Below are 22,589 nucleotides of genomic sequence, written 5' to 3'. Positions count from 1 at the left end.
CTTAAGACGGATAAGAAAACCGCGTTTGTCACCAGATGAGACCATAGTCGAGGGAGCGTCTGGACAAACATGAATTTGATCAAGCCGTCGGTACGCATCGGCAAGCGGTATCAGAACCCGGTGCCAACCACCGTCGGCAGTTGGTCGACGATGCTCAAGGTGTTACCGCGTTACCTGACCAATAAGGCGGAACGCACGCCAAAGCGCACCTTGGGGCCCTTCCGCACCGATATACGCATCTTCGATAAACCTTCGACAAATGGACTGCGTGTTACCTGGATCGGTCATTCCTCGATGCTGATCGAGATTGACGGCGTTCGCGTCCTGGTCGATCCGGTGTGGGAGAAATACGCTGCGCCGGTCCAATGGGCTGGCCCGAAGAGGTTCTTCGAGGCGCCTCTGCAATTGGAGGAGATTCCTCACATTGATGTAGTGTTATTCTCCCATGATCATTACGACCATCTCGGCGCGGGCACCGTCCGGCAACTCTCTGGGCTTCCGTCGGCAGCCGAGGCAAGTTGGGTGGCGCCGCTCGGGGTCGGTAAAGTGCTTGCAAGCCTCGGCGTGAAACCGCGATCCATTACCGAACTGAACTGGATGGAAGCCAAGCGGGTCGCAGAGATTGAAATCACTGCCCTGCCGGCGCGGCACTTTTCCGGTCGCAGCGCCTTCAATCGCTACCAGACACTCTGGGCTTCGTTTTGCCTTGCAGGACCGCGGAAAAAAATCTACTACGGCGGCGACTCTGGAGATTGGACTGGCTTCGAGCAGATTGGGCGGCAGTTCGGCCCTTTCGACCTGGTCATGCTCGAGATCGGGGCCTTCGATGCTGCCTGGGCGGACATCCACATGGGGCCCGATGGGGCAGCGCGGGTGTTCAGGGCCCTGGGTGGGAAGGGATTGTTAATGCCCATTCACTGGGGACTCTTTGATCTCGCCCTCCACCCATGGTTCGAACCTATCGAGCGAATATCTTCGATCGATGATCTAAAGATTTGGTCACCCGAGCCCGGCCTCCCCACGGAGGTGACGCCTGGCGTCGAGTTACGGTCGGAATGGTGGCGCAGAAAGTGACCTGTCCGCAACGCCATCGCACTGCGGTTGATGTTTCTCGCAATGGCGCCGCCTGAAGTAGCCTCCAGTGACGATTGTCGTTTCGGATAGGTTGTCCCTGCCCGCAGATATGGAACCGGTCTAGCGCGGGGAGCAAGATTCTGCGTGTTTCACAAAACCGTTTCCTAGCAGCCTTCGTTCCATTGATAGCGGGAAGAAGCGGTCCCCCCGGCCCGCAACCCCGAGCGGCGCCGATCTCGTCCTTCCGCGAGACGGCGCCGCGTTTGTCTTTCCGGCCACTGATCTTCTATGGCTTAGTAAAACATCCCGAAAAAACTTCTTACCCTATAGATCCAGTTCCACGAAATTAAGCGTTCCCGTGGTGGAGGCAAGAACAAACCTCTACAGGAATGCTTTAAAGACATCGCGAAGACTGGTGAACTCGACCTGTCTCCGCCTTCACTAGGCTGAACAAGACTCTCTGGCTGCATATCCGACTTGCTCTATCCAGATGAACTCTTGCCAATCAATTAAAGGAGATCTTTCGTGACCAACGAAGAGGAAGTACAAGCAATCAACCAGAAAGTTGCCGACCGCCGCGCCTTTCTAAAATCAGCAGGATTCACCGGACTCGGCCTGGCGAGCGCCGGCATCTTGGCGGGACAAATGGGCGCTTTCGACAAGAGCCCGATTTCCAAGGCACTGGGCATGAAGCCCACATCGGTAATGGCCGCTGAGAACGCTGACATCGATGGCGCTATCCTGAACTTCGCTCTGAACCTCGAATATCTGGAAGCTGAGTTCTATACTGTCGCCGTCACTGGTAAGCGTATCGCCGACATCGGCATCTCCGGAACCGGAACAGGAAGCTACGGCCCGACTACCGGCGGCAACAAAGTCAACTTCACTATCCCTGGGGACCCTGCCCTGACCAGCCAGATCACGAATATCGCGACTGAGCTGTATGAAAACGAAGTAGCTCATGTGAAACTGCTTCGCTCCGCACTCAGCACCTCAGGCATCGCCAAGCCGGCAATCAACCTGGGCGCTCTCGGGATTGGTTTCGCCAATGTGGCGCAATTCATCACCCTTGCCCGCGCCTTTGAAGACACTGGACTCTCCGCCTACAACGGCGCCGTGCCCTTGATCACCAGCAAAGCCTATTTGGCAACAGCGGCCCAGATCGCCCTTACCGAATCCAACCACTCCGGGCTCCTCCGCTATCTTTGCGCACTCACAGACGTTAAAGTTCCGGCGCTCGACTCTCTCGATGTTGTGCCGCCACCGGCCGGCTTCCGGTACTTCAACGTCAGCCTGCCGAACGCCCTCGCCACCACCCGCACGACTGATCAGGTCCTTGCAATTATCTACGGTAACAGCGCCAAGGGAACCAGCAAGGGAGCCTTCTTCCCAGACGGTTTGAACGGCGCCATCACCACCATCATGGGCTAAGAGTTCGGCTGGAGCAAAACTACGGTTACCTTATACAGGGAACACGTTCCGCAGGCCTTTTCCTCAGAAAAAGGTCTGCGGACCTAGAATGCCGGCGCACCACACCTACCGTACTTCTGCTTTAAGGCCTCCGTGCTGGCAACTTTCAGGCTGAATACGCTGCCAGTAGTCAGCCGACGAGAATCAGCAGACCGTCTTAAGAACGACCCTTCCCATCGCGAAGATCTTCTGCAATACTTAGAAGTGCCCACCCTGCACGACAATCCCAATCCCTCAAAATTAGGTGAAGCGAAAATGTCTGCAAAGTACATCTTTGTGACCGGCGGAGTTGTGTCTTCGCTTGGCAAAGGCCTGGCCGCGGCGTCCATCGGATGCCTTCTCGAAGCTCGCGGACTCCGCGTCAACCTGATGAAGTTTGATCCTTACCTGAACGTCGATCCAGGGACGATGTCGCCCTTCCAGCACGGCGAGGTCTTCGTCACGGACGACGGCGCGGAGACCGACCTCGACCTCGGCCATTATGAGCGTTTTACGCACGCCCATCTCACCCGCGACAACAACCTCACCACCGGCCGCATCTACGAGTCAATCATCACCAAGGAACGTCGGGGCGACTATCTCGGCAAGACCGTCCAGGTCATCCCTCACGTCACCAACGAGATCAAGAATGCGATGCGCAAGGTCTCCTCTGGGGTCGACGTGGCGATCATCGAGATCGGCGGGACGGTCGGCGATATCGAGTCGCTTCCCTTCCTTGAAGCGATTCGTCAGATGCGCCAGGAACTCGGCCGCGAAAACACGGTTTTCGTCCACGTGACGCTGGTTCCATGGATCGCCGCTGCCCAGGAATTGAAGACCAAGCCCACCCAGCACTCGGTCAAGGAGCTGCTCTCGATCGGCATCCAGGCCGATATCCTGCTTTGCCGCACCGACCGCTTCCTCTCCCGCGAAGTTAAATCCAAGATCGCCGCCTTCTGCAACGTCGAAGAACGGGCAGTCGTCACCGCCAAGGACGTTGCTTCTATCTATGAATGTCCACTCGTCTTCCACCAGGAGGGCGTCGACTCCCTGGCCCTCAAGTATCTCCACCTCGAAGCCAGGGAAGCTGACCTCAGTAAGTGGAAAGATTTGGTCGAGCGCGCCTATAATCCCACCGACGAAGTCTCAATTGCCATCGTGGGGAAGTATGTCGAGTATGAAGATAGCTATAAGTCGCTCAAAGAAGCGTTGACTCATGGAGCTTTGGCCCAGAAGCTTAAACTGCGGGTCACCTGGATTGAGGCGGAAGGCCTGGAATCCAAGCACCCAGGCGATGAGAGTTATAAGTCCCAGCTAGAAGGCTTCGACGGCATCCTGGTTCCGGGAGGCTTCGGCAAACGCGGCATCGAGGGCATGTTGAACGCCATTCGCTACGCCCGTGAAAATCAGGTCCCCTACTTCGGAATCTGCCTCGGCATGCAGACTGCCTGCATCGAATATGCTCGCAACGTCTGCGGACTGGCTGGCGCCAACTCCAGCGAATTCGACCCCGCCGCGCAACACCGCATCATCTACAAACTCCGCGAACTCACCGGCGTCGAAGAGATGGGCGGGACAATGAGACTGGGCGCCTGGACCTGCATCCTTCAAGAAGGATCACTCGCCGCCAAAGCCTACCAAGCCACCGAGATCAGCGAGCGCCATCGTCACCGCTACGAATTCAATCGCGAATACGAAGCCTTACTCACCGGGGCCGGGTTGCGTATCACCGGAACGACCCCGGATGTGACTTACGTGGAGATCGTAGAGATCCCGGGACATCCGTTCTTCCTAGGATGCCAATTCCACCCAGAGTTTAAGTCAAAGCCGCTCGAGCCGCATCCGCTCTTCCGGGCTTTTATCGAGGCTAGCTACGGGGCCAGAGCAAAGCGCGGCCTCGAGCTGAATACTGAGCGCATACTAGCGAGAGCCGAGTAGGCCTTTCTTGTCCTCTGCGGCATAAGAGGTAATCTGGCTGAACAGTCTGATCGACATCCGGTCTGCTCTGCATTCCTGTCACTCTGGGTAAGCGGGACTTTTTGCTTGATCACCCAAATCCGCGAAGATGGTACAGCCCTTGCCGCGCCACTTCGCTCGATAGAGGGCACTGTCCGCGACGGCGAGGAGATCGGTGGCGCTGGCTCCGTGGTGAGGGTAAAGGGCAGCGCCGCAGCTGATGCTCGGCATCAGCGAGATTTTCTGTAGCGGTACCGGTCGGCATACAGCCTCCCGCAATCGTTCGATTGCGGTTTGGACGCCCGATAGCGTCTTTACTTCTCGAGCTAAATAGATGAACTCGTCCCCGCCCAGCCGGGTGACCGTGTCTTCTGCCCGGACGACGCCCTTCATACGGCTGGCGATCTCTTTGAGCACTGCGTCCCCGGTTTCATGCCCGTGGCTGTCGTTGATTTGCTTGAAGTCATCAACGTCAATAGCCACCACGCCGACTAGGCCGCCTCGACGTTGAACGTTCGCCATGGCTGTCGAGATTCTGTCTAAGAGAAGAACGCGGTTGGGCAGACCCGTCAGGAAATCGTGGGTCGCCAGCTGTTCAGCTCGATTTTTGGCAGCCTCAAGTTCAAACTCAAGATTTTTCAATCTTGTAACATCGGCAACCTGAACGCTGAAGCCGATCACTTCCCCGTCCGAAATATCGGGATAGTAGCAGGCGAGGCTATGGCGGATGCTGCCATCAGGAAGAGTAATGGTCCTTTCAAATACCTGCGTCTCGCCGCGAAGCACAGCTAAGATATGCGGCAGGTTACTCTCAAACACAGGACCCAGCAGGTCCTCCATGGAAGTACCTACCATCTCTTGCCGGGACTTACCAAACCAGACTAGATATGCAGAGTTAGCAAATTGGCAGCGCAAGTCCCGGTCCCAATAACCAAGCAGTACATCCACGTTATCTACGACCTTCATCGCAATATCGATCGGCTCATGTGCCATCATGTGTCCTTGTTCCACGATCGCAAACCGGGCCCGCATCTTTACGAGCTCGCCTTCTTTCGGTCACTTCCTGAATCAACCTTGGATTGCTCTACGAAGTCGAAGATGATTGCAGCACAACCTACCGTCCCAGTGAATGCACTGAGCAATTCCAATGTGTATTCTTTTATATCTTTGGGGGGATCGGCTCGGTTGCTCAGCAGTGACGCCTTTGAAAACCATCTTCGCTGAAAGCAAACAGTAAGTGCACACAAAACACGAAATTTAATGCCGTTTTGCTCTACAGGTAATTACCTTAGTCCCCGCGGTAGCGCCCGCCTCCCAAACGTCCGCACTTCTGAGCCGTCGTGATGTTGGAGACTAGATGCCGGATGGAGGAGCACTCAACCACCGGATGTGCTGCAACCGAAGCCACCTCCAGACAGGTTAAAGGTGTGACGGCGACCGAACCAATGCCGCCACCATCGCCGCGATATCTGCGGCCGCATTGGGCCGCGCCAGCGTCCTTGCACGATTACCCATCTCGATCAGCTTCGCCGGCGCCAGAAGCAGTCGCGACAAGGCATCAAGGAGAAGCTCCCCCGTTCCAACCTCTGTCTGCAAGCGCATCTCGGCGGCATGTGCCGAGACCATCACTTCGGCATTTTTCCTCTGGTGATCGTCGGCTGCCAGGGGAAATGGCACCAGCAAAGCTGGCCTGCCAGCTGCACACAACTCAGCAACGGTGCTTGCGCCGCTGCGAGCGAGAATCAGGTCAGCCCAGGCGAACCGCTCTGGCATATTGTCCAGAAAGGCGCGGACCTCCCAGCGGTTAGGTTCGGCGCCCGATGCCACATAGGCAGCCCTGGTCGTCTCCTCCTGCTTGGCTCCCGACTGATGAAGAATGAACAAATCAGGAACCAACCTTAAGAGCTGTGGAGCAATCCGAGGCATCAGTTGATTGAAGATTTGCGCACCTTGACTGCCCCCGAAGACCAACAGATTTTGCTTGGATAAGTGGACGGAATCGGATGTTGAAGTGGCTTGGGAATCTGGCAGAGTTTCTTCCGGTGGGCCTATGCGAGGCTTGATGGTAAAGAACTCCTTGCGGACTGGAATACCTGTAACCCTGGCATTCCGGAAGTAGGCGCAAGCCGGAGCAAAACTGACGGCAGCCGAACTCACCAGTCGGCCGACGATCCTGTTCGCCAATCCTGGAGCCGCATTCGGTTCAAAGGCGAGAGTTGGAATTCCCTTCAACAGAGCGCCGGCCATTCCGGGGCCTGAAGCATAGCCGCCCACTCCAACCACCACATCGGGTCGAAATGTTTTGAGGATGGAGAGACAACGCTGAATGCCTAGTGGAAGGTCGAGCAGGGTTCGCAGCCGGGTCTTCAGGCTAACGCCCTTCAATTGCCCAACCTGAATGAGCTCTAGCCGGTATCCAGCCGCCGGAACCAGCCGCGTCTCGAAGCCCCGCTCGGTCCCGAGAAATCGAACATGGGCGCCATAACTCTGGCGAAGCTCGTCGGCGATGGCGAGAGCAGGGATCACGTGCCCGCCGGTTCCGCCGCCAACGATCAGCACTCGAGGGGCGCTCATCGGGCAGCGGCTCCAACAAGACTGCAAATCTCGGAGCACTGGTCCCGACCGCACTCGAATGAAGAGTAGACAAGCGAGTCATCCGCAATGGAATCCACGATCAAAACGAAGAACGCCAGCTCAGTCAATCTCCCGCGTGATATTCAGCAGCACACCCATCGAAAGCAGGGTGATGAACAGCGACGTTCCTCCATACGAGACAAACGGGAGGGTAATTCCCTTGGTGGGCACTAGCGCCAGCACCACGCTGATGTTGAAAAACGCCTGAATCAGGATTGTCGTTGTGATGCCAAACGCCAGGAAGCGCGCAAAAGTGTCCTGCGAAAGCAGGGCGGCTCGCAATCCTCGATAGCCGAGCACCACAAACAGCGAGACGACAACCAGCGCTCCCGCAAGCCCCAGCTCCTCTGAGATGTTCGCGAAGATATAGTCGGTATGCGACTCCGGCAGGTAGAAAAGTTTCTGGAGGCCCTCCATATAGCCACGACCGAAGACGCCGCCCGTACCCACAGCTATCAGCGATTGGTTCATGTGATAGCCCGTGCCCAGCGTGTCTGCGTTCGGATGAAGAAAAGCTAGGAGCCGGTCGCGCCTGAACTTGACGAAGAGCAGCATGTAGGCGAGCACCGGTGCGGCCGCGGCCCCCGCCAGCGCCAGGTACTTCAATTCCATGCCGGCGAGATACAACATCAGGGCGGTGACTCCAGCACAGACCAAGGCAGTGCCCAGATCGGGTTCTTTCATAATCAGCCCGATGAACAGCAGACTAGGCAATGCGGCTGGAACGAGGGTAGCGCGCCAGTCGTTGATCATGTGCAGCTTGTTCTGCAAGAACCAGGCCAGGAATAGCACCAACGTCGGCTTCGCAAACTCAGAGGGCTGCAATGACAGCGGGCCGAGAGTGAGCCAGCGATGCGCTCCATGCGAGACGCGCATCGCGAAAACCCCCAGCAACAACACCGCCGTGATCGCAACCAGAGGGAATACGATCCGCGGCTGGTTGTATTTTCGATAATCGACCTGCATCAACACGGTCATCGCAGCCAGCCCGAGCACCGCCCAGATCGATTGCCGGATCAGGAAGTTGTAGGGCGACCCGAATGCCGCCTTGGCGGTGATTGCCGAAGCGCTGAAGACCATGACAAGTCCAAGCACCACAAGGATCAGCGTGGTGCAGAAGAGCACTTTGTCGACTCCTACGCGCTTTGCCATTCCGGCAATCCTCGTCGCGCCATGACGATCTCCTTGAAGACCCGGCCGCGCTCTTCATAATCGGCGAACTGATCAAAGCTTGAGCAGGCGGGTGCCAGCAAGACAACTTCGCCTGGCTTCGCCGCTTCGCTGGCTAAATTTACGGCCTCAGACAACACCTCAGCGCTCCTGATAGGCACGGCGCCTCGAAGTTGGCCCTCGATCTTCTTCGCCGCCGATCCAATCGTATAAACGGCCTTGACGCGCTCCTGCAAGAGCGCGGTCAGCTGCGTATAGTCGGAGTCTTTGTCTTTGCCACCCATAATTAGATGAACCCCGCCAGCAAACGAGGAGATTGCCTTCGCAGTGGCGTCCACATTCGTCGCCTTCGAATCGTTGTAGAAATCGACCCCATTTAAGGTAAGGACGAACTCCAGCCGGTGCTCAACCGCGTGGAAGCTCTCGATTGCCGAGCGAATCGCTTCCGGCGAGACCCCAGCGAGACGGGAGGCACACACCGCCGCGAGTACATTCTCGACATTATGCTCGCCTTTGAGCGAGATTTTTGCAATTCCGATAATGCCCTCGGCAGCGCCGCCGGCGTCAGGCTTGAAGACAATCTCCCCATTTGAGACATAGGCGCCTCGCTCCACAACGCTCTTCCGGCTAAACCAGAAGACGCCCGAGGCAGCCCGCTTCGCCGAGTCCCGCGTTACCGGGTCATCCCAATTCAACACAAGGGCATCAGTAGGCCGCTGACGGGCAAAGATCTTCTCCTTGGCAGCCAGGTAGTTCTCAAACGTATGGTGCCGGTTTAAGTGATCGGGAGTCACGTTGAGAATGACGGCGATATCCGGCCGAAACTGCTCGGTGGTCTCCAATTGAAAACTTGAAATCTCCAGCACCGACCAGCCATCGTCGCGGCTATCGTCCACCAGGGCGATGACCGGCAAGCCGATATTGCCCCCGACGCCAACCGGCAAGCCACCTCTTGCCAGAATTTCACCGCAAAGGCTCGTTGTTGTCGTTTTCCCGTTCGACCCGGTAATGGCCAGCACTTTACCCTTGAGATAGCGGGCCGCGAGTTCCACTTCGCCAATCACCGGCAGGCCGAAGCTCTTTACTTGAACAATCTCTGGAGTATCGAGTGGAACACCGGGGCTGACAACGATCAAGTCCTGACGCCGAAAGGTCAGCAGTCCATGGCCGCCGGCCTCAACCGCGATGCCCTCTTCAAGCAGAGCCGGGATCTCCTTTGCTAAGGCCTCCGCGCTGCGCACATCGGAGACGGTCACCTGTGCGCCGCGGCGCCGGAGAAACAAAGCCGCAGCCAGGCCCGACTTGCCCAAACCTACGACCAGGATTTTCTTACCCTTCAATTCCATAAACTTCGTTTATCTTCCCGGTCTGAGAGCGTGTTGGATGCGCCGGACTTTTGCCTGTCAGTTCCAAACCCGGCGGAGACTAGTAACTTCGCTGCCCAGTCCATTCTCCCATAGCGATCGCCTGTGCAAGTTTGCTCAATCGAGTGTCAGCGCAGTTTCAGAGTCGTAAGTGCAAAGAGTGCAAACACCAGCGCCCCAATCCAAAATCGTGCTATGACCTTCGACTCCGACCAGCCCAACAATTCGAAATGATGATGCAGCGGGGCCATCTTGAAGATGCGCTTGCCATTGCGAAGCTTGTAACTGCCCACCTGCAGAATGACTGAGAGCGCTTCGAGCACGAAGATGCCGCCGATGAAAGGCAATAGCAGCTCCTGCTTGATTACCACCGCGACCGTAGCGATGGCGCCTCCGAGCGCCAGCGAACCTACGTCCCCCATAAAGATTTCAGCCGGATGGGCGTTATACCAAAGGAAACCAATGCTCGCTCCCACCATGGCGCCGCAGAAGACTGTGAGCTCGCCGACCATCGGCATTCTTTGCAATTCGAGATAGTCGGAAAAGACCACGTGGCCGCTGACATAGGTGAGGACAGTAAGCGCACTCGCCGCGATGATCGTGCACCCGATCGCGAGGCCATCGAGTCCATCAGTCAGATTGACAGCGTTGCTTGAGGCCACGAGCACGGTCACGACAAAGACGACAAACGGCAGGAAGGCCAAGGCGCTGAGATGAGGAATTCCGCCGAGAAAGTGCCACACGAGGTCGGGCCGGAACCTCTTCACGAAAGGCACCATAAGATGGGTTGAATACGACCCCTGCTCCTGCATCGCAATCAGCGCAACCGCTACCGCGATCCCTGCCAGGATCTGCAGAAGCATCTTGGCTCGAGCAGTGAGGCCAAGGCTTCGCCGCTGCACCACTTTGGTGTAATCATCGATGAATCCGATAGCTCCGTAGGCAATGGTAGACCCCATCACCAGCCAAACGAATGGATTCGAAAGATCGGACCAGAGCAGCGTCGGCAGCAAGATGGCGATGCAGATAAGCAGTCCACCCATCGTGGGGGTGCCGGCCTTCTTCTGGTGGGCCTTCGGGCCATCGTCGCGGACGTACTGGCCGATCTGAAACTCGCGCAGTTTTTCGATCACGTAGGGACCGATAATCAATGTGATCAGGAGTGCGGTCAAACTGGCGAAGGCGGTTCGGAACGTCAGGTAGCGAAAGATGCGGAAGGGGCGAAAATACGGAAAAAGCTTCTGGTAGAGCAGCCAGTAGAGCAAACGTCCTCCGGCAAGATTGCGGATTTGCTCTATCTTACAGGCTCACGATTCAACTGAAGAGTCTCGAGAGCGGTACCCAGGCCTCATACGGGAAGCCTGGGATCCACAATAGTCATTACGAATCACCGGGTAGAGAGCGCTAGGCAGCAACTGCTTCCTGATTGGCGCGCTTGGAGATACTGTTCAGCAACGAGTCTGCATGTTTTTCTTCATCAAGCGTCTTCTGGAGCAATGCAGCATCTTCCGATCGCCCGAGTAAAGTCGCCCAATCGCGTGCAGAACCGTAAGATGCAATCTCGAAATGCTCGATCTTCTGAGCTCCTGCGATCAAGCCAGCATCGCGCACCGGCCCCTCGTCCGACTCCTTGACGATGTTTTCGCCAGCGGAGATGAGGGCCGCCGTGACCGAACACTTCTTATCGTCCACGCCGCCCTGAAAACTCTGCAGGATCTGCTCGATACGTTGAGCATGCACCTCTGTTTCCTGCAGGTGCGACTGGAAGGCTTCCCGAAGCTGCGTATCCGAGGCCGCATCGATCATGCTCTCGAGACCCTTGATGATCTGGTTCTCCGTCGACAGGAGATATCTGAGTTGGAGTGTGTAAAGCGATTCGAAACCTTTGATTTGATTCGGAGTTAACAGACCCATTTTTCACCTCGTGTGTTGCCTTACCCTTGTTAAGAAGCTCGCACATTGAGGATCGTTGTCCGGTCACTCCACTTCCAGACATCAGTTCACTGCTTGACTGGAGGCTCCACGTCTTCCCGTTTTCTTCCCAATAGCGCCACGTGGGCGGCAGTCCGGTAAAGGTTCGGACCACCACTGGCAGTATTCAGCATATGCACCGATTCGCACGCATCTCTTATTTGACGATAGTTATTAAAGACCGAGTAGGAATAGCCGACTCCGTCCTCTTCTGATAAGAAGTATCCCTTCCCTTTCGTTCTTATCGTGTTGACGAATGGCCACAAACCCGCCGCGTTGATGACTTGCTTCAGTGTCCGGGAGAGTTTGCTGCCCTGGCCGAAATTGTTGCTGTCGGAGATGAAGATGGCTTTGCGTGCGACTCGCAACATTTCGGCAACCGCCCGGTGCGGATCGGGGATGTGATGCAGAGCGCCAAATTCGCAAACAAGATCAAAGGAGCGGTCTTTGAACGCTAACATCTGGGCATCACCATCGATCAGCTGGGTCTTCGATAGCCCCTTTGAATGTCCAATTGCACGTAGTTCAGCAGAGGGCTCAACCCCTATGACAAAGACTTCAGGCTGTTCTTTGATAGTTTCCAACAGACCACGGCCAGTGCCGCTCCCGATGTCGAGGATGGAACGGATGCCCCAGGAAGAAAGGATGGAGAGCATGTACCGCAGCGCAAAGGAATGCTCATCATCTTCATGGAGATGCATCTCATCATATCTATTTGCAGTCTGGGCGTAGTACGCACGCTGCAGCTGGATTGCAGTTTGTTGCGCGCCGCTGGCTTTCATCCCGGTTCTAATTGTTCGCTCTTCGGCCCGAACTCGGATGCCGAGGGCCATCAGAGGACCCTATACGTCACAGAGTTCGACGGCTTGCCTCAGACTGGTCAATGGATCTCCGGTAGGTACAAACTCGTGCGCCACGTAGCCTTTGTACCCGGTCGCAAGAATTCCCCTCATCACTCCGTCCCATTGCACCTCTTGCTGATCGTTCAGTTCATGACGGCCAGGAACGCCGCCGGTATGAAAGTGACCCAGCCACTTCTGGTTGTCGGTGATGGTCCGGATGAGATCACCTTCCATAATCTGCATGTGATAAATGTCGTACAGCAATTTGACATTAGGAGAATTGACCTCCTGCATGACGCCAACCCCCCAGGCGGTGTGGTCGCACATGTAGTCCTTATGGTTGACCTTGCTGTTGAGCAACTCCATGCAGATGGTGACGCCGTTGTCTTCGCCAATTTTCTTGAGACGGTTGAGCCCGATCACGCAATTCTTCGCCCCCTCTTCATCGGACATGCCCCGACGATTGCCTGAGAAGGTGATCACGTTCGGTACACCCGCCTTTGCCGCGAGAGGAATGTTTTTGCGGAAGGCCGCCTCGATTGCGGCGTGGTTCTCGAGCCGGTTCAGCGCATCGGGAATCGAGCCGCCCCCGGCATAGCCCATGGTGCAGATGAGTCCGTACTTCTTGGGGGCGTCCCACTCGCTGACCTCGAGCAGATCGACTCCCTTGAGGCCGATCTTAGCCGAGTAGGCACAAAGATCGTCAAGCGGCACATCTTTGTAGCACCAGCGACTCACCGACTGACGAATATTTCCTTTTCGTATCATTGCGCCGGTATCGGCAGCTGCTTGGGCGCTTGCCAGTCCGGCGCTTGCAGCCATTCCTGCCGTCACCCCAGCCTTCACACCGGTCTTCATAAATGCGCGTCGCGATACCCCTGATCTGTTCATAGCCCTCTGAATGAATGCAGAGACAGCTTACTACGGAGTCAATCCCGATGCACAAACCTGATCGAAGCAGCATAGCGGGTTCGCTGCCCAAAAAAAGAGATGCCCCGATCGCTGGGTGAGTATCGAGGCATTTGGGAGGCTGTAAACAAGACTGAGAATAAAGGAGCGGCCAAATCATGTCTTCGGCCTCCGGGACGGTTTTTCCCTCAACCATCGGGATGATTTTTCACCGATGACGTTCGCTGCCGCCCCTCCGACGGCAAGATGATCGGTAAGACCAGAAAGATGCGTAACTCCACCAGCACGTGCAGCAAGATGGGAATCAGCAATGAGCGAGTCGCCAGAAACAGCACGCATAGACCGAGCGCCAGCAGGAGGGTCTGTAACACCCCACCTACTCCCTGATAAAGGTGAAAAATGCCGAAAACTGTACAAGCGACAAGCAGCGACGTCCCGATATTCAAGCGCCACGGAAACACGTGCAAATAGTGCAGCAGGAAGCCCCTGTACAGCACCTCTTCACAAACGCCGGCAATGACCGCGGCCAAGCCGAACCAGAGCCGTTCTACCCCGCTGTGGGGGAGCAAGTTTCGTATCTCAGAAATTTGGCGCTTGAAATTTGCCTGAAAGCTTCCGTTCGTACGTGCAAGGAGGGCCGGAACAGCCGTTAAGAGAACGAGCACTATCGCCAGCGCGCTGATCAGTTCTCGACTGGGAAGCCACGTGACGCCCCGATTCTTGATCTGCGCCGCAAAGAAGGTCGCGGGTGGTATCAGGAGGAAGACCGCCAGGCTGGCCAGGAAAAGACCAAGGCTCACAAGTTTGTAGCCCAGCACTCTCGAACCGAAGGAAGGCGCAGCCTTAATGCGGCCGGCGACGATCCACCCAACACCCGGCGCGGCAATGACGAGCACGAACGCCAGCAGATGAAAGAAGATTCGCGCTTCCGATGGCGCTAAATGGAGCATCCCAGCGATCATACAAACCGATCCGCAAGGTGGTCGATCTTAATTCGTTCCTGCTTTCAATTGATAAGGAAATCGTGGATTTGATAAGAGAATCATGGGTTTCATAGGAGCGACATACGGTCGCCCCTATAACTATGCATCCTTCCCAGGTAGTTAGAGAGCTTTGCCTTGCGGGAGCTTTGGATCATGGTCGCCGGCGATGAGCAGATACAGAACCGCGCCGATGACGCCGCCCAGGATCGGAGCAAGCCAGAAGAGCCATAACTGCTGCAATGCCCATCCACCCACAAATAAGGCCGGACCGGTGCTTCGCGCAGGATTGACTGAAGTGTTCGTCACCGGAATGCTGATCAGGTGAATCAAGGTCAACGCCAGACCGATGGCGATCGGGGCAAAGCCGGCCGGGACCCCCCGTTTGTCGGTTGCGCCCATGATCACGATCAGGAAGAACGCCGTCAGCACAATCTCGGCTACCAGGCACGCTACCAGGGAATACCCGCCGGGCGAGTGGGCGCCATAGCCATTGGAAGCAAAACCGCCGGCCAGGCTGAAGTCCGGCACCCCGCTCGCGATCAGGTAGAGCACGCCAGAACCAGCGACTGCGCCGACTACCTGAGCGAGAATGTAGGGCAAAACGTCGCCCACTGGAAATCGCTTGCCAACAAATAGCCCCACCGTCACGGCGGGATTGAAGTGACCTCCGGAAATATGGCCGACAGCGAAAGCCATGGACAACACGGTAAGTCCGAAGGCGAGAGCGACGCCAGCGAACGCGATTCCCAACTTCGGGAAGCCAGCCGCCAATACTGCGCTGCCGCAACCCCCAAAGACTAGCCAAAAGGTTCCGAGGAATTCAGCACCCAGTTTCTTAATAAGTGGCACGCGAGAGCTCCTGATTGTTTTGGAGTAAGCAGAAACACGAAAGGGAAAACAGCCGAAGTCTAACCGGAATCCGGTTTCTATGCCATAGGAATCTTTTTAAGAGACGCTCGTCCCGCGCGGCTGCCATCCATGCTGTATAACCAGGGTGCCCGCATCGCATTCGGAGAACATCCTGAACAGGAGAAACGCATGAGCGAAAAAGTACCCCAGACGCTGGCCAATCACGGCAGGATCGATCCGATGTTTCACTATGTGCTCATTCCCGCCTTACTGCTTTGCTTCGGTTTCGCGATCTGGTTCACAATCCGCCGGGCGAGTCCGACGCATATCTGGCTGGATGTTTTCTCGTTTATCGTGCTACTGCTGGCTCTGCACTGTCGCAGGTACGCGACGAAGGTGCAGGACCGGGTCATTCGGCTGGAAGAGCGCCTTCGTTTGGCGGCGCTGTTGCCCGCGGCGCTCCAAGCGCGGACATTGGAGCTGAGCGAAGGACAGCTAATCGCGCTGCGTTTTGCCTCGGATGAAGAGCTTTCCGAGTTGACAGACAGAACCCTGCGAGAGGGTCTGCAAGCGAAGGCGATTAAGCAGTCGATCCGCAGTTGGAGGCCGGACTATTGGAGGGTTTAATCCACTTTTGTGGTTCTCGCGCGTTCGTTCTTGCCAGCTCGATTTGAGCTTAGGCACGTTTGGCTTCGAGCTCCGCCCAGCGCGCGTAGAGGGCGTCTACCGCCTCTTGGGCGGTGTCGAGTTCAGCAAGGGCAGCCTGCAGCTTGACCGGATCAACGGCCACGGATGGATCGTCGACTGCTTCGCGCCGGGCCTGTAGCGCCTCTTCTGCCTTTTCGACCCGCTCCTCGATGGTAGAGAACTCCCGCGCTTCGATATACGACAGCTTTTTCTTGGAGGATGCGGGAGCAGCACCGTTCTTGTTCGCTGCTGGCGCGGTTGGCTGGAGATCGCGGTTGGCGGTCTGCTGTTGTGTTGCCTGCCACTCCTCCCACTGGCTGTAATCGGCGAAGCGTTCGACATTGCCTAGGCCGTCGAGGCCGAGCACGACCGTAGAGACACGGTCGAGCATGAAGCGGTCATGGGTCACGAGGACCAGCGCACCGGGATATTCGAGCAGGCTTTCTTCAAGGATCTCGAGCGTTGGGATGTCCAGATCGTTGGTCGGCTCATCGAGCAAAAGCAAGTCGGCGGGCTGCAGCATTAGGTTGGCGATGAGCACGCGGGCGCGCTCGCCCCCAGAGAGCCTTTCCACTGGCTGATTGAGTTGTTCGCCGGTGAAGAGAAAACGCGAAGCCCAGGAGGCGACATGGATCACGCGATCCTGATAGATGACCGAATCGCTGTCAGGCGCGAGCGCGCGGCGAAGAGTCTGGTTGCCATCGAGGATGCGGTTCTGGTCGAAGTAGACGGTCCGCAGCAGGTTGGCCTTGCGAATCTCGCCTGCGTCGGGCGTGATCTCGCCGCGTAAGAGGCGCAACAAGGTGGTCTTACCGCTGCCATTCGGCCCGACCAGGCCCACGCGCATTCCGGCAGTGATGGGAAAGTTGAGTCCTTGAATGAGCTTCTTTCCATCGATCGAGTAGTCGACATCGAGGAACTCCACCAGCCGCTTGGTTTGGCGATCGGTGGCGACAAAGTCGATGCCGGCGGTCGAGGTTTGGCTGCGGTTGCGCATCCCGCTGAGTTCGCCGATCAGTTCATTGGCTTTATCGATGCGTGCCTTCGATTTAGTCGTCCGGGCCTTGGGTCCGCGGCGCAGCCACTCCTTCTCGACTTTGACCCGGTTTTCGAGCGCTTCCTGACGCTTGCCTTGCGCGTGAAGATATTCTTCCTTCTTCTCAAGGAAGTTGCTGTAGTTGCCGGAGAAGCGGAGCACCCCGTCAGGATAGGCGCGGTTCAGTTCACAGACCTCGGTAGCAACGCCCTCAAGAAAATAACGGTCGTGGCTGACGACGACGCAGGCGAATGACGCGCCGGCGAGCAGCGCCTCGAGCCACTCAATTCCGGCAAGATCGAGATGGTTGGTCGGCTCGTCGAGGAGCAGGACGTCTGGATTCTGGACCAGCGCCTCGGCGATCGCCAGTCGTTTCCGCCAGCCGCCGGAAAATGTAACCGCCTCGGTGGCGAAATCTTCAAAGCCGGCCCGGCCGAGCGTATCGCGCAGACGGCCTTCCCAGTCGCCCTCAGGAACGCCGCTGCGTTTCAGGGCTTTCAGAATCACGTCGCGCACCGAATCGCCGGGGGAGAACTGCGATTCCTGGGTCACGTAGCTCAACCGCGCGCGCTTACGAACCGCAACCTCTCCGGCATCGGAGTCGATCTCGCCGGCGAGGATGCGGAGCAGCGTCGACTTACCCGAACCGTTCGGACCGATCAGGCCGATGCGGTCGCCCTCGCCGATGGTGAAGGAGATGCCACGGAAGAGGGTCGTCGCGCCGAAGGACTTGGCGAGGCTTTGGGCATTGAGAATTGGGGTTGCAGGCGGCATTTTTTTCTACTTCGCTCTTTCGTTCGGCCTTAGCCGGCCCGGATGTATTTGGGCTTCGGCGGCAATGATATTTCGATGAAGGTATAACTGCCGACTCCCGACGAACTTACTGCTGAGACGATCTTCGGCAGATGTTCTTTTAGGAAAGGCCACTGGTTGGAGCCAAGCACGACCAACCCGATCCGACGCTCCGATAGTTCTGCTGATAGCGGATGTTCTGATCGGCGGTGACCATCAGGTCGAAGCATGTCGCCTCCGCGGCGCTCAGAAGTTCGCCATTGGAGATCAGGTCCCAACCAAGGTCTTCAGCAAACTGAACCGCGTGGAAACGCAAATGATGTCGCAATGGGTAAGGCACATTCTTATCGAACAGAACGCGCATCGGCCCAGTCCCGTGCCGCTTCCGCGTAAGCAAAAAGAGACTCAACATCGGCCAAGGGGACGTGGAACCAGTCGTGGATGTCCTGCGCCGTCGCACCGTAGTCGTGGTTATCCACTATGGAATCCGCAGAAAGCCGCCACGCGCGCAAGGTCGGCACTCCGCCCATCTTCTCGGGATTGGTTTCAACGATAGGACAATCGGACCAGTCGATCTCAGTCATGACAGTACCTCTCATCTCCAGTTTCACACCTAGTTCATCCGGCGCGTAAACGTGTCCGGCACAAGTCTTCAACGCGCACTCGCAGCAGTGGCGGACACGTATTCCTCGTAAGGCCCCTTGAAGTCCTCGACGCCGCTCTGGTCAAAGTGCCAGATTCTGGTGGCAACCTCGTCGATCAAGTCGTGGTCGTGGGTGACGAGCAGCACCGTCCCCTCGTATTTCTGGATGGCCTGGTTGAGCGCGTTGATCGATTCAAGATCAAGGTGGTTGGTGGGCTCGTCGAAGATGAGGATGTTCGGCTTGACCAGCATCAGCTTACAGAAGATCAGACGGGCGGCCTCGCCTCCGGAGAGCGCGTCGGTCTTCTTCAATCCCTCTTCGCCGCGGAAAAGCATCTGCCCGAGAATGCCGCGAATGTCCTCTTTAGTCGCCTTCGGATCGAACTGATAGAGCCAGTCGGCGACGGTCAGACCTTTCTCAATGACATTCGACACGTCTTGCGGAAAGTAGCCTATCTGCGCCTCGTGGCCCCATTTGACCGTGCCGCCATCGTTGGCGAACTCGGGGTCATGAAGTTCGCTGCGCATCGCCTTGTCAATCTCTTTATCTCCAACCAGGAGCGCCTTCAGCAGCGTGGTTTTGCCTAGACCGTTACGGCCCATCAAGGCAATCTTCTCGCCCCGGGTGACGCTCGCACTGAAGTCCCTGATAACTTCCAGATCGCCGTAACCCTTCGAAAGTTTTTCCACCTCGAGGATGTGCTTGCCGGAGGGCCGCATCATGTCGAAGCGAATGTAGGGCCGGGCGATATTGGACCGGGCCAGATCTGTGGTCTGCAGCCGCTCGACTTCCTTCTTGCGGCTGGTAACCTGGCTGGAACGGGTGCCGGCAGCAAAGCGGGCGATGAACTCGTTCAACTGAGCGATTTTCTTTTCGCGCTGTTCGTTCTGAGACTCGAGGCGGGAACGGATCTGGGTCTTGGCCATCACCATATCGTCGTAGCCGCCGGTGTAGGTAATGATGGTCTCGTAGTCGATATCGGCGATGTGCGTGCAGACGCTGTTGAGGAAATGCCGATCATGCGAGATGGTGATCAGCGTGCCTTCAAAGTTGATCAGGAAATCCTGCAGCCAGTGGATCGAATCGAGATCGAGATAGTTCGTAGGCTCGTCAAGCAGCAGCGCCTGGGGTTTGCCGAAGAGCGCTTGAGCGAGCAGCACCCGGACCTTCTGCCCCCCCTGAAGTTCGCCCATCTTGCGGTCGTGAATCTCGTCGGGAATATCAAGCCCCTGTAACAGGATGGCGGCGTCGCTCTCGGCGGTATAGCCGTCCTCTTCGCCGACAATGCCCTCGAGTTCGCCGAGCCGCATGCCATCTTCATCGGTGAGCTCGGACTTCTCGTAGATCTTGTCCCGCTCTTCAAGTGCAGACCACAGGCCCTTGTTGCCCATGATGACGGTGTCGATCACCCGGAAGGCGTCAAAGGCAAACTGGTCCTGACGCAGGATACCCAGCTTTTTGGGGCGAACGACATTGCCCTTCTGGGCGTCAATTTCACCGGTAAGGACCTTCATAAAGGTCGACTTTCCGGCGCCATTCGGTCCGGTCAAGCCGTAGCGGCGACCGGAAATAAAGTTGATCGAGACGTCGTCGAAGAGGACCTTCGCCCCGTACCGCATACTCACATTGCTGACTGAAATCATGTTTATCTCTATTGAGTTTACTTGGTTCTCGTTCTAAATCGGGCCTGGAAGAGCGGAAGTTTCCGAATCCTCGGGGCGGTCGCCCTCAGGTCGTCTATCATCAAGAAGATGAACGGACTTCCAGTCTGGCAGCTGCTAACAGTCTTCTCCGTACCCACCTTCACGGTGCTGCTTGGGATATTGCTCGGGCAAAGGGGCAACGATCGATTGGAGCGCCGCATGGAGCGGATTGAGGACGAGCAGCGCGCCCTCCGAAAACAAATGAATGAGGAATACATAGGCCTGCTGAACATGTTTGGCGATCATGGTCAGCGAATCGTCCGGCTCGAGCAGCGCGGCTCCCATTCGGCTTAGAAAAAGCGCGAAATGATCTGATTCGTCGCCAGGGCCGCCACATAGGCCAGCGCGGTCATATATACAAATTGTACCGCTGGCCACTTCCAGCTGTTGGTCTCTCGCTTGACGACGGCGAGTGTGGATGTACATTGCATGGCAAGGGCAAAATAAACCACCAGGGCGATCGCTCCGCCTAGATGCATATCGTGCCTGAGGGCCGATTGCAGGGTCATGCTCTGGGTGGCCGGATCGGCTCCGTAGAGCGTACCCAGCGTACCGACAATGACCTCCCTGGCCAAAACGGAGGTCAATAAGCCGATGCCGATCTTCCAATTGAAGCCGAGCGGCCGAATGACCGGCTCGATGAAGAGTCCCAGTTTTCCAATGAAGCTGTTCGCGAGTTGCGGAAACGAACCGCCGTGGGCGGGGATGTGGCTGAGCAGCCATAACACCAGCGTCACCGCCAGGATCACCGTCCCGGCTTGCTTGACAAAGACCTTGGCCCGATCAAAGAGTCTCAACCCCAACGAACGCAGGGTTGGGAGCCGATACTGGGGCAGCTCCAGAATGAATGGCGCAGAAGAAGCCTTCAGGATAGAAGATTTGAGCAGCCGGGCGGTCGCCAGCGCAGCGACGAAACCGAGCAGATAGAGCCCAAGCATCACTGCTGCACGCATCCCGAAAAATTCCCCAAGGAGCGGACGATTGGGAATAAAGGCCGCAATCATCAATAGATAGATGGGGATACGGGCCGAGCAGGTCATGAACGGCGTTACCAAGATGGTGGCGATCCGGTCGCGCTTGTTCTCGATGGTGCGGGTGGACATAATTGCCGGCACGGCGCAAGCATAAGCCGAAAGCAGCGGGATGAAAGCCTTGCCATTTAACCCGATGGACCGCATCACGCGGTCGGCGATCAAGGCAGCCCGGGCCAGGTAGCCCGAGTCTTCCAGCACTCCGATAAAAAGAAAGAGCAATAAAATCTGCGGCAGAAAAACGAGAATGGACGAGACGCCTTTCCAGGCGCCATCGACCACCAGCGACTGGATCCACCCCGGGGGAAGCAAGCCGCCGACGCGAACGCCAACTTGATCCAGAATCGCTTGGAAACCGTCGCTCAACGGCTGGCCAAGGGTGAACACTGCCTGGAAAAGGGTGATGACCACCGCCAGGAAAAGCAGCGGTCCCCAGATTCGATGTAGCAGAACGCGGTCGAGTTTGCGGGTTGTCTCTGACGAGAGCGGCGCCTTGTATTTCGTGCGCGTACTGACGCCGGTCGCCCACTGCCGGTAGGAGGCGGCATTCCCCATGATCGGCAGCTCGAGCGGACGCTGGATTTCCGCGTTCTTGCGGGCCAGGAATATTCCGATGGCATCGAGGCCGGTGCCCTTGGTGGCGCTGATCTTGGCCACGGGCGCACCGAGTTCCTGTGCCAGGGCGAGTGAGTCTACTTCGCCGTTGCGGGCTTCCATGACATCGGTCATGTTGAGCAGGATCAGGGTCGGCAGTCCGAGCGCGAGCACTGGTCCAGCGAGCATGAGTTGTCGGCTCAGATGCATGGAGTCCAGAACCAGCAACACGGCATCGGGTGCGGGGGAGCCGGGCATAGTGCCGTGCAGCACTTCAACGGCAACGCGCGCATCTTCCGAATAGGAGCTGAGGCTGTAGATTCCGGGGAGGTCGATCAGGATCAAATCGCTGCGACCGATCCCGGCCAGCTTGCCGACCCGCTGCTCGACGGTCACCCCGGGATAGTTGGCGACCTTCTGGCGCAAACCCGTGAGCCGATTGAATAAGGTCGACTTGCCGGAGTTCGGCGGTCCTACGAGCGCGATGGTGCGTATCTTCCCGGGCACCCTCGGGGTGGGAGGTATCTCGATACTGACTGGTGTGCAGCAACTCATGGCTGTCCTTCTAGATCGTCACTAGCCCGGCGAATGTGAATCGAACACGCCGTATCTCGACGAAGAGCAATCTCCAGTCCATCGATTGCGTAAACGGTAGGATCTCCAGCCGGTGCTCGACGCAATGCAATTACCCGGGCCTCGGGAACGAACCCCATGTGCATCAAGTGGTGCTGCACATCGTCCGGCAGATCTAACGTAGAAACCACCCCTACCTTACCAATCTCCAGTTGGCTCAATGCCATCAACTTGCCTGCCTCGGCGTCAAACGCAGTGGCCAGCCCAAATTGGCTGCCTTCCGCTAGTTTATCTCAAATGCGACCAAATCAATCGTACATCGGAATTG

General features: G+C 57.1%; 21 protein-coding genes. 5 read left to right on the top strand and 16 right to left on the bottom strand.

Annotated features, from left to right (window positions below):
* Positions 1-69: 69 nt before the first annotated feature.
* From ACPOL_RS18970 to ACPOL_RS18960, 3 genes are all read left to right on the top strand, one after another.
* On the top strand, positions 70-1,074 hold the full coding sequence (locus ACPOL_RS18970; RefSeq protein WP_114208442.1) for an MBL fold metallo-hydrolase: 1,005 nt from the start codon (positions 70-72) through the stop codon (positions 1,072-1,074).
* Between the two features lie 525 nt (positions 1,075-1,599).
* A complete protein-coding gene (locus ACPOL_RS18965; RefSeq protein ID WP_114208441.1) occupies positions 1,600-2,505 on the top strand; it encodes a ferritin-like domain-containing protein in 906 nt (301 codons plus the stop codon).
* A gap of 294 nt (positions 2,506-2,799) precedes the next feature.
* Positions 2,800-4,461, top strand: a complete 1,662-nt coding sequence (locus ACPOL_RS18960; protein WP_114208440.1) for a CTP synthase — start codon at positions 2,800-2,802, stop codon at positions 4,459-4,461.
* Positions 4,462-4,539: 78 nt separating this feature from the next.
* Here ACPOL_RS18960 and ACPOL_RS18955 read toward each other — a convergent pair whose 3' ends face one another.
* The 10 genes from ACPOL_RS18955 to aqpZ all read right to left on the bottom strand — a co-directional run bounded on the left by ACPOL_RS18955 (position 4,540) and on the right by aqpZ (position 15,201).
* Entirely contained in the window at positions 4,540-5,511 is a 972-nt protein-coding gene (locus ACPOL_RS18955) for a GGDEF domain-containing protein (RefSeq protein ID WP_114208439.1), read from the bottom strand.
* Positions 5,512-5,898: 387 nt separating this feature from the next.
* On the bottom strand, positions 5,899-7,053 hold the full coding sequence (murG, locus tag ACPOL_RS18950) for an undecaprenyldiphospho-muramoylpentapeptide beta-N-acetylglucosaminyltransferase (RefSeq protein WP_114208438.1): 1,155 nt from the start codon (positions 7,051-7,053) through the stop codon (positions 5,899-5,901).
* Positions 7,054-7,173: 120 nt separating this feature from the next.
* A complete protein-coding gene (gene ftsW, locus ACPOL_RS18945; protein WP_114208437.1) occupies positions 7,174-8,265 on the bottom strand; it encodes a putative lipid II flippase FtsW in 1,092 nt (363 codons plus the stop codon).
* Positions 8,250-9,629 carry a UDP-N-acetylmuramoyl-L-alanine--D-glutamate ligase gene (gene murD, locus ACPOL_RS18940; protein WP_114208436.1) on the bottom strand — a complete coding sequence of 460 codons (1,380 nt, stop codon included), beginning with the start codon at positions 9,627-9,629 and terminating at the stop codon, positions 8,250-8,252. Before murD ends, ftsW begins: the two co-directional genes overlap by 16 nt.
* Positions 9,630-9,775: 146 nt before the next feature.
* A complete protein-coding gene (mraY, locus tag ACPOL_RS18935; RefSeq protein WP_114208435.1) occupies positions 9,776-10,912 on the bottom strand; it encodes a phospho-N-acetylmuramoyl-pentapeptide-transferase in 1,137 nt (378 codons plus the stop codon).
* A gap of 139 nt (positions 10,913-11,051) precedes the next feature.
* On the bottom strand, positions 11,052-11,561 hold the full coding sequence (locus ACPOL_RS18930) for a DUF892 family protein (RefSeq protein ID WP_114208434.1): 510 nt from the start codon (positions 11,559-11,561) through the stop codon (positions 11,052-11,054).
* An 86-nt stretch (positions 11,562-11,647) separates the two neighbouring features.
* On the bottom strand, positions 11,648-12,400 hold the full coding sequence (locus tag ACPOL_RS18925; RefSeq protein WP_114210919.1) for a class I SAM-dependent methyltransferase: 753 nt from the start codon (positions 12,398-12,400) through the stop codon (positions 11,648-11,650).
* Between the two features lie 60 nt (positions 12,401-12,460).
* The gene (locus ACPOL_RS18920; RefSeq protein ID WP_236656883.1) at positions 12,461-13,318 is read right to left on the bottom strand and encodes a hydroxypyruvate isomerase family protein; all 858 of its coding nucleotides are present in this window, start codon (positions 13,316-13,318) and stop codon (positions 12,461-12,463) included.
* Between the two features lie 239 nt (positions 13,319-13,557).
* The gene (locus tag ACPOL_RS18915) at positions 13,558-14,331 is read right to left on the bottom strand and encodes a CPBP family intramembrane glutamic endopeptidase (RefSeq protein ID WP_114208432.1); all 774 of its coding nucleotides are present in this window, start codon (positions 14,329-14,331) and stop codon (positions 13,558-13,560) included.
* Between the two features lie 141 nt (positions 14,332-14,472).
* Positions 14,473-15,201, bottom strand: coding sequence for an aquaporin Z (gene aqpZ, locus ACPOL_RS18910; protein WP_201758894.1), 729 nt, complete (start codon positions 15,199-15,201; stop codon positions 14,473-14,475).
* Positions 15,202-15,390: 189 nt separating this feature from the next.
* Here aqpZ and ACPOL_RS18905 point away from each other — a divergent pair, with 189 nt between their 5' ends.
* On the top strand, positions 15,391-15,828 hold the full coding sequence (locus tag ACPOL_RS18905) for a DUF6526 family protein (protein WP_150133063.1): 438 nt from the start codon (positions 15,391-15,393) through the stop codon (positions 15,826-15,828).
* 49 nt (positions 15,829-15,877) lie between these two features.
* Here the strand turns inward: ACPOL_RS18905 and ACPOL_RS18900 are convergent, their stop codons facing one another.
* The 4 genes from ACPOL_RS18900 to ACPOL_RS18885 form a co-directional block, all read right to left on the bottom strand.
* Positions 15,878-17,698 (bottom strand): ABC-F family ATP-binding cassette domain-containing protein, encoded by a 1,821-nt coding sequence (locus ACPOL_RS18900; protein ID WP_114208430.1) that lies wholly within the window; start codon positions 17,696-17,698, stop codon positions 15,878-15,880.
* 139 nt (positions 17,699-17,837) lie between these two features.
* A complete protein-coding gene (locus tag ACPOL_RS18895; RefSeq protein WP_201758893.1) occupies positions 17,838-18,080 on the bottom strand; it encodes a hypothetical protein in 243 nt (80 codons plus the stop codon).
* Complete coding sequence (locus tag ACPOL_RS18890) at positions 18,061-18,300, bottom strand: DUF433 domain-containing protein (RefSeq protein ID WP_161557439.1); 240 nt, start codon at positions 18,298-18,300, stop codon at positions 18,061-18,063. Before ACPOL_RS18890 ends, ACPOL_RS18895 begins: the two co-directional genes overlap by 20 nt.
* A 68-nt stretch (positions 18,301-18,368) precedes the next feature.
* Positions 18,369-20,003, bottom strand: coding sequence for an ABC-F family ATP-binding cassette domain-containing protein (locus ACPOL_RS18885; protein WP_114208428.1), 1,635 nt, complete (start codon positions 20,001-20,003; stop codon positions 18,369-18,371).
* A gap of 108 nt (positions 20,004-20,111) precedes the next feature.
* Here ACPOL_RS18885 and ACPOL_RS18880 point away from each other — a divergent pair, with 108 nt between their 5' ends.
* Complete coding sequence (locus tag ACPOL_RS18880) at positions 20,112-20,357, top strand: hypothetical protein (protein ID WP_236656882.1); 246 nt, start codon at positions 20,112-20,114, stop codon at positions 20,355-20,357.
* Here the strand turns inward: ACPOL_RS18880 and feoB are convergent.
* Both feoB and ACPOL_RS18870 read right to left on the bottom strand, forming a co-directional pair.
* Positions 20,354-22,243: a ferrous iron transport protein B gene (gene feoB / locus ACPOL_RS18875; protein WP_114208426.1), complete on the bottom strand. Its 1,890-nt coding sequence runs from the start codon at positions 22,241-22,243 to the stop codon at positions 20,354-20,356. The two genes, ACPOL_RS18880 and feoB, sit on opposite strands and share 4 nt — an antisense overlap.
* Positions 22,240-22,488 carry a FeoA family protein gene (locus ACPOL_RS18870; protein WP_114208425.1) on the bottom strand — a complete coding sequence of 83 codons (249 nt, stop codon included), beginning with the start codon at positions 22,486-22,488 and terminating at the stop codon, positions 22,240-22,242. Before ACPOL_RS18870 ends, feoB begins: the two co-directional genes overlap by 4 nt.
* Between the last annotated feature and the right edge of the window lie 101 nt (positions 22,489-22,589).

The sequence above is a fragment of the Acidisarcina polymorpha genome, assembly GCF_003330725.1.
Classification (GTDB): Bacteria; Acidobacteriota; Terriglobia; order Terriglobales; family Acidobacteriaceae; genus Acidisarcina; species Acidisarcina polymorpha.
This window is presented reverse-complemented; position numbering and strand designations above follow the sequence as displayed.

Excerpts from the sequence above, each read along its gene's own strand:
- ACPOL_RS18970 (WP_114208442.1), top strand. The coding sequence starts at position 70 with ATGAATTTGATCAAGCCGTCGGTACGCATCGGCAAGCGGTATCAGAAC.
- ACPOL_RS18960 (WP_114208440.1), top strand. The coding sequence starts at position 2,800 with ATGTCTGCAAAGTACATCTTTGTGACCGGCGGAGTTGTGTCTTCGCTT.
- ACPOL_RS18955 (WP_114208439.1), bottom strand. The coding sequence starts at position 5,511 with ATGCGGGCCCGGTTTGCGATCGTGGAACAAGGACACATGATGGCACAT.
- murG (WP_114208438.1), bottom strand. The coding sequence starts at position 7,053 with ATGAGCGCCCCTCGAGTGCTGATCGTTGGCGGCGGAACCGGCGGGCAC.
- ftsW (WP_114208437.1), bottom strand. The coding sequence starts at position 8,265 with ATGGCAAAGCGCGTAGGAGTCGACAAAGTGCTCTTCTGCACCACGCTG.
- murD (WP_114208436.1), bottom strand. The coding sequence starts at position 9,629 with ATGGAATTGAAGGGTAAGAAAATCCTGGTCGTAGGTTTGGGCAAGTCG.
- ACPOL_RS18930 (WP_114208434.1), bottom strand. The coding sequence starts at position 11,561 with ATGGGTCTGTTAACTCCGAATCAAATCAAAGGTTTCGAATCGCTTTAC.
- ACPOL_RS18925 (WP_114210919.1), bottom strand. The coding sequence starts at position 12,400 with ATGAAAGCCAGCGGCGCGCAACAAACTGCAATCCAGCTGCAGCGTGCG.
- ACPOL_RS18920 (WP_236656883.1), bottom strand. The coding sequence starts at position 13,318 with ATGAAGACCGGTGTGAAGGCTGGGGTGACGGCAGGAATGGCTGCAAGC.
- ACPOL_RS18915 (WP_114208432.1), bottom strand. The coding sequence starts at position 14,331 with ATGATCGCTGGGATGCTCCATTTAGCGCCATCGGAAGCGCGAATCTTC.
- ACPOL_RS18905 (WP_150133063.1), top strand. The coding sequence starts at position 15,391 with ATGAGCGAAAAAGTACCCCAGACGCTGGCCAATCACGGCAGGATCGAT.
- ACPOL_RS18900 (WP_114208430.1), bottom strand. The coding sequence starts at position 17,698 with ATGCCGCCTGCAACCCCAATTCTCAATGCCCAAAGCCTCGCCAAGTCC.
- ACPOL_RS18895 (WP_201758893.1), bottom strand. The coding sequence starts at position 18,080 with ATGCGCGTTCTGTTCGATAAGAATGTGCCTTACCCATTGCGACATCAT.
- ACPOL_RS18890 (WP_161557439.1), bottom strand. The coding sequence starts at position 18,300 with ATGACTGAGATCGACTGGTCCGATTGTCCTATCGTTGAAACCAATCCC.
- ACPOL_RS18885 (WP_114208428.1), bottom strand. The coding sequence starts at position 20,003 with ATGATTTCAGTCAGCAATGTGAGTATGCGGTACGGGGCGAAGGTCCTC.
- ACPOL_RS18880 (WP_236656882.1), top strand. The coding sequence starts at position 20,112 with ATGAACGGACTTCCAGTCTGGCAGCTGCTAACAGTCTTCTCCGTACCC.
- feoB (WP_114208426.1), bottom strand. The coding sequence starts at position 22,243 with ATGAGTTGCTGCACACCAGTCAGTATCGAGATACCTCCCACCCCGAGG.
- ACPOL_RS18870 (WP_114208425.1), bottom strand. The coding sequence starts at position 22,488 with ATGGCATTGAGCCAACTGGAGATTGGTAAGGTAGGGGTGGTTTCTACG.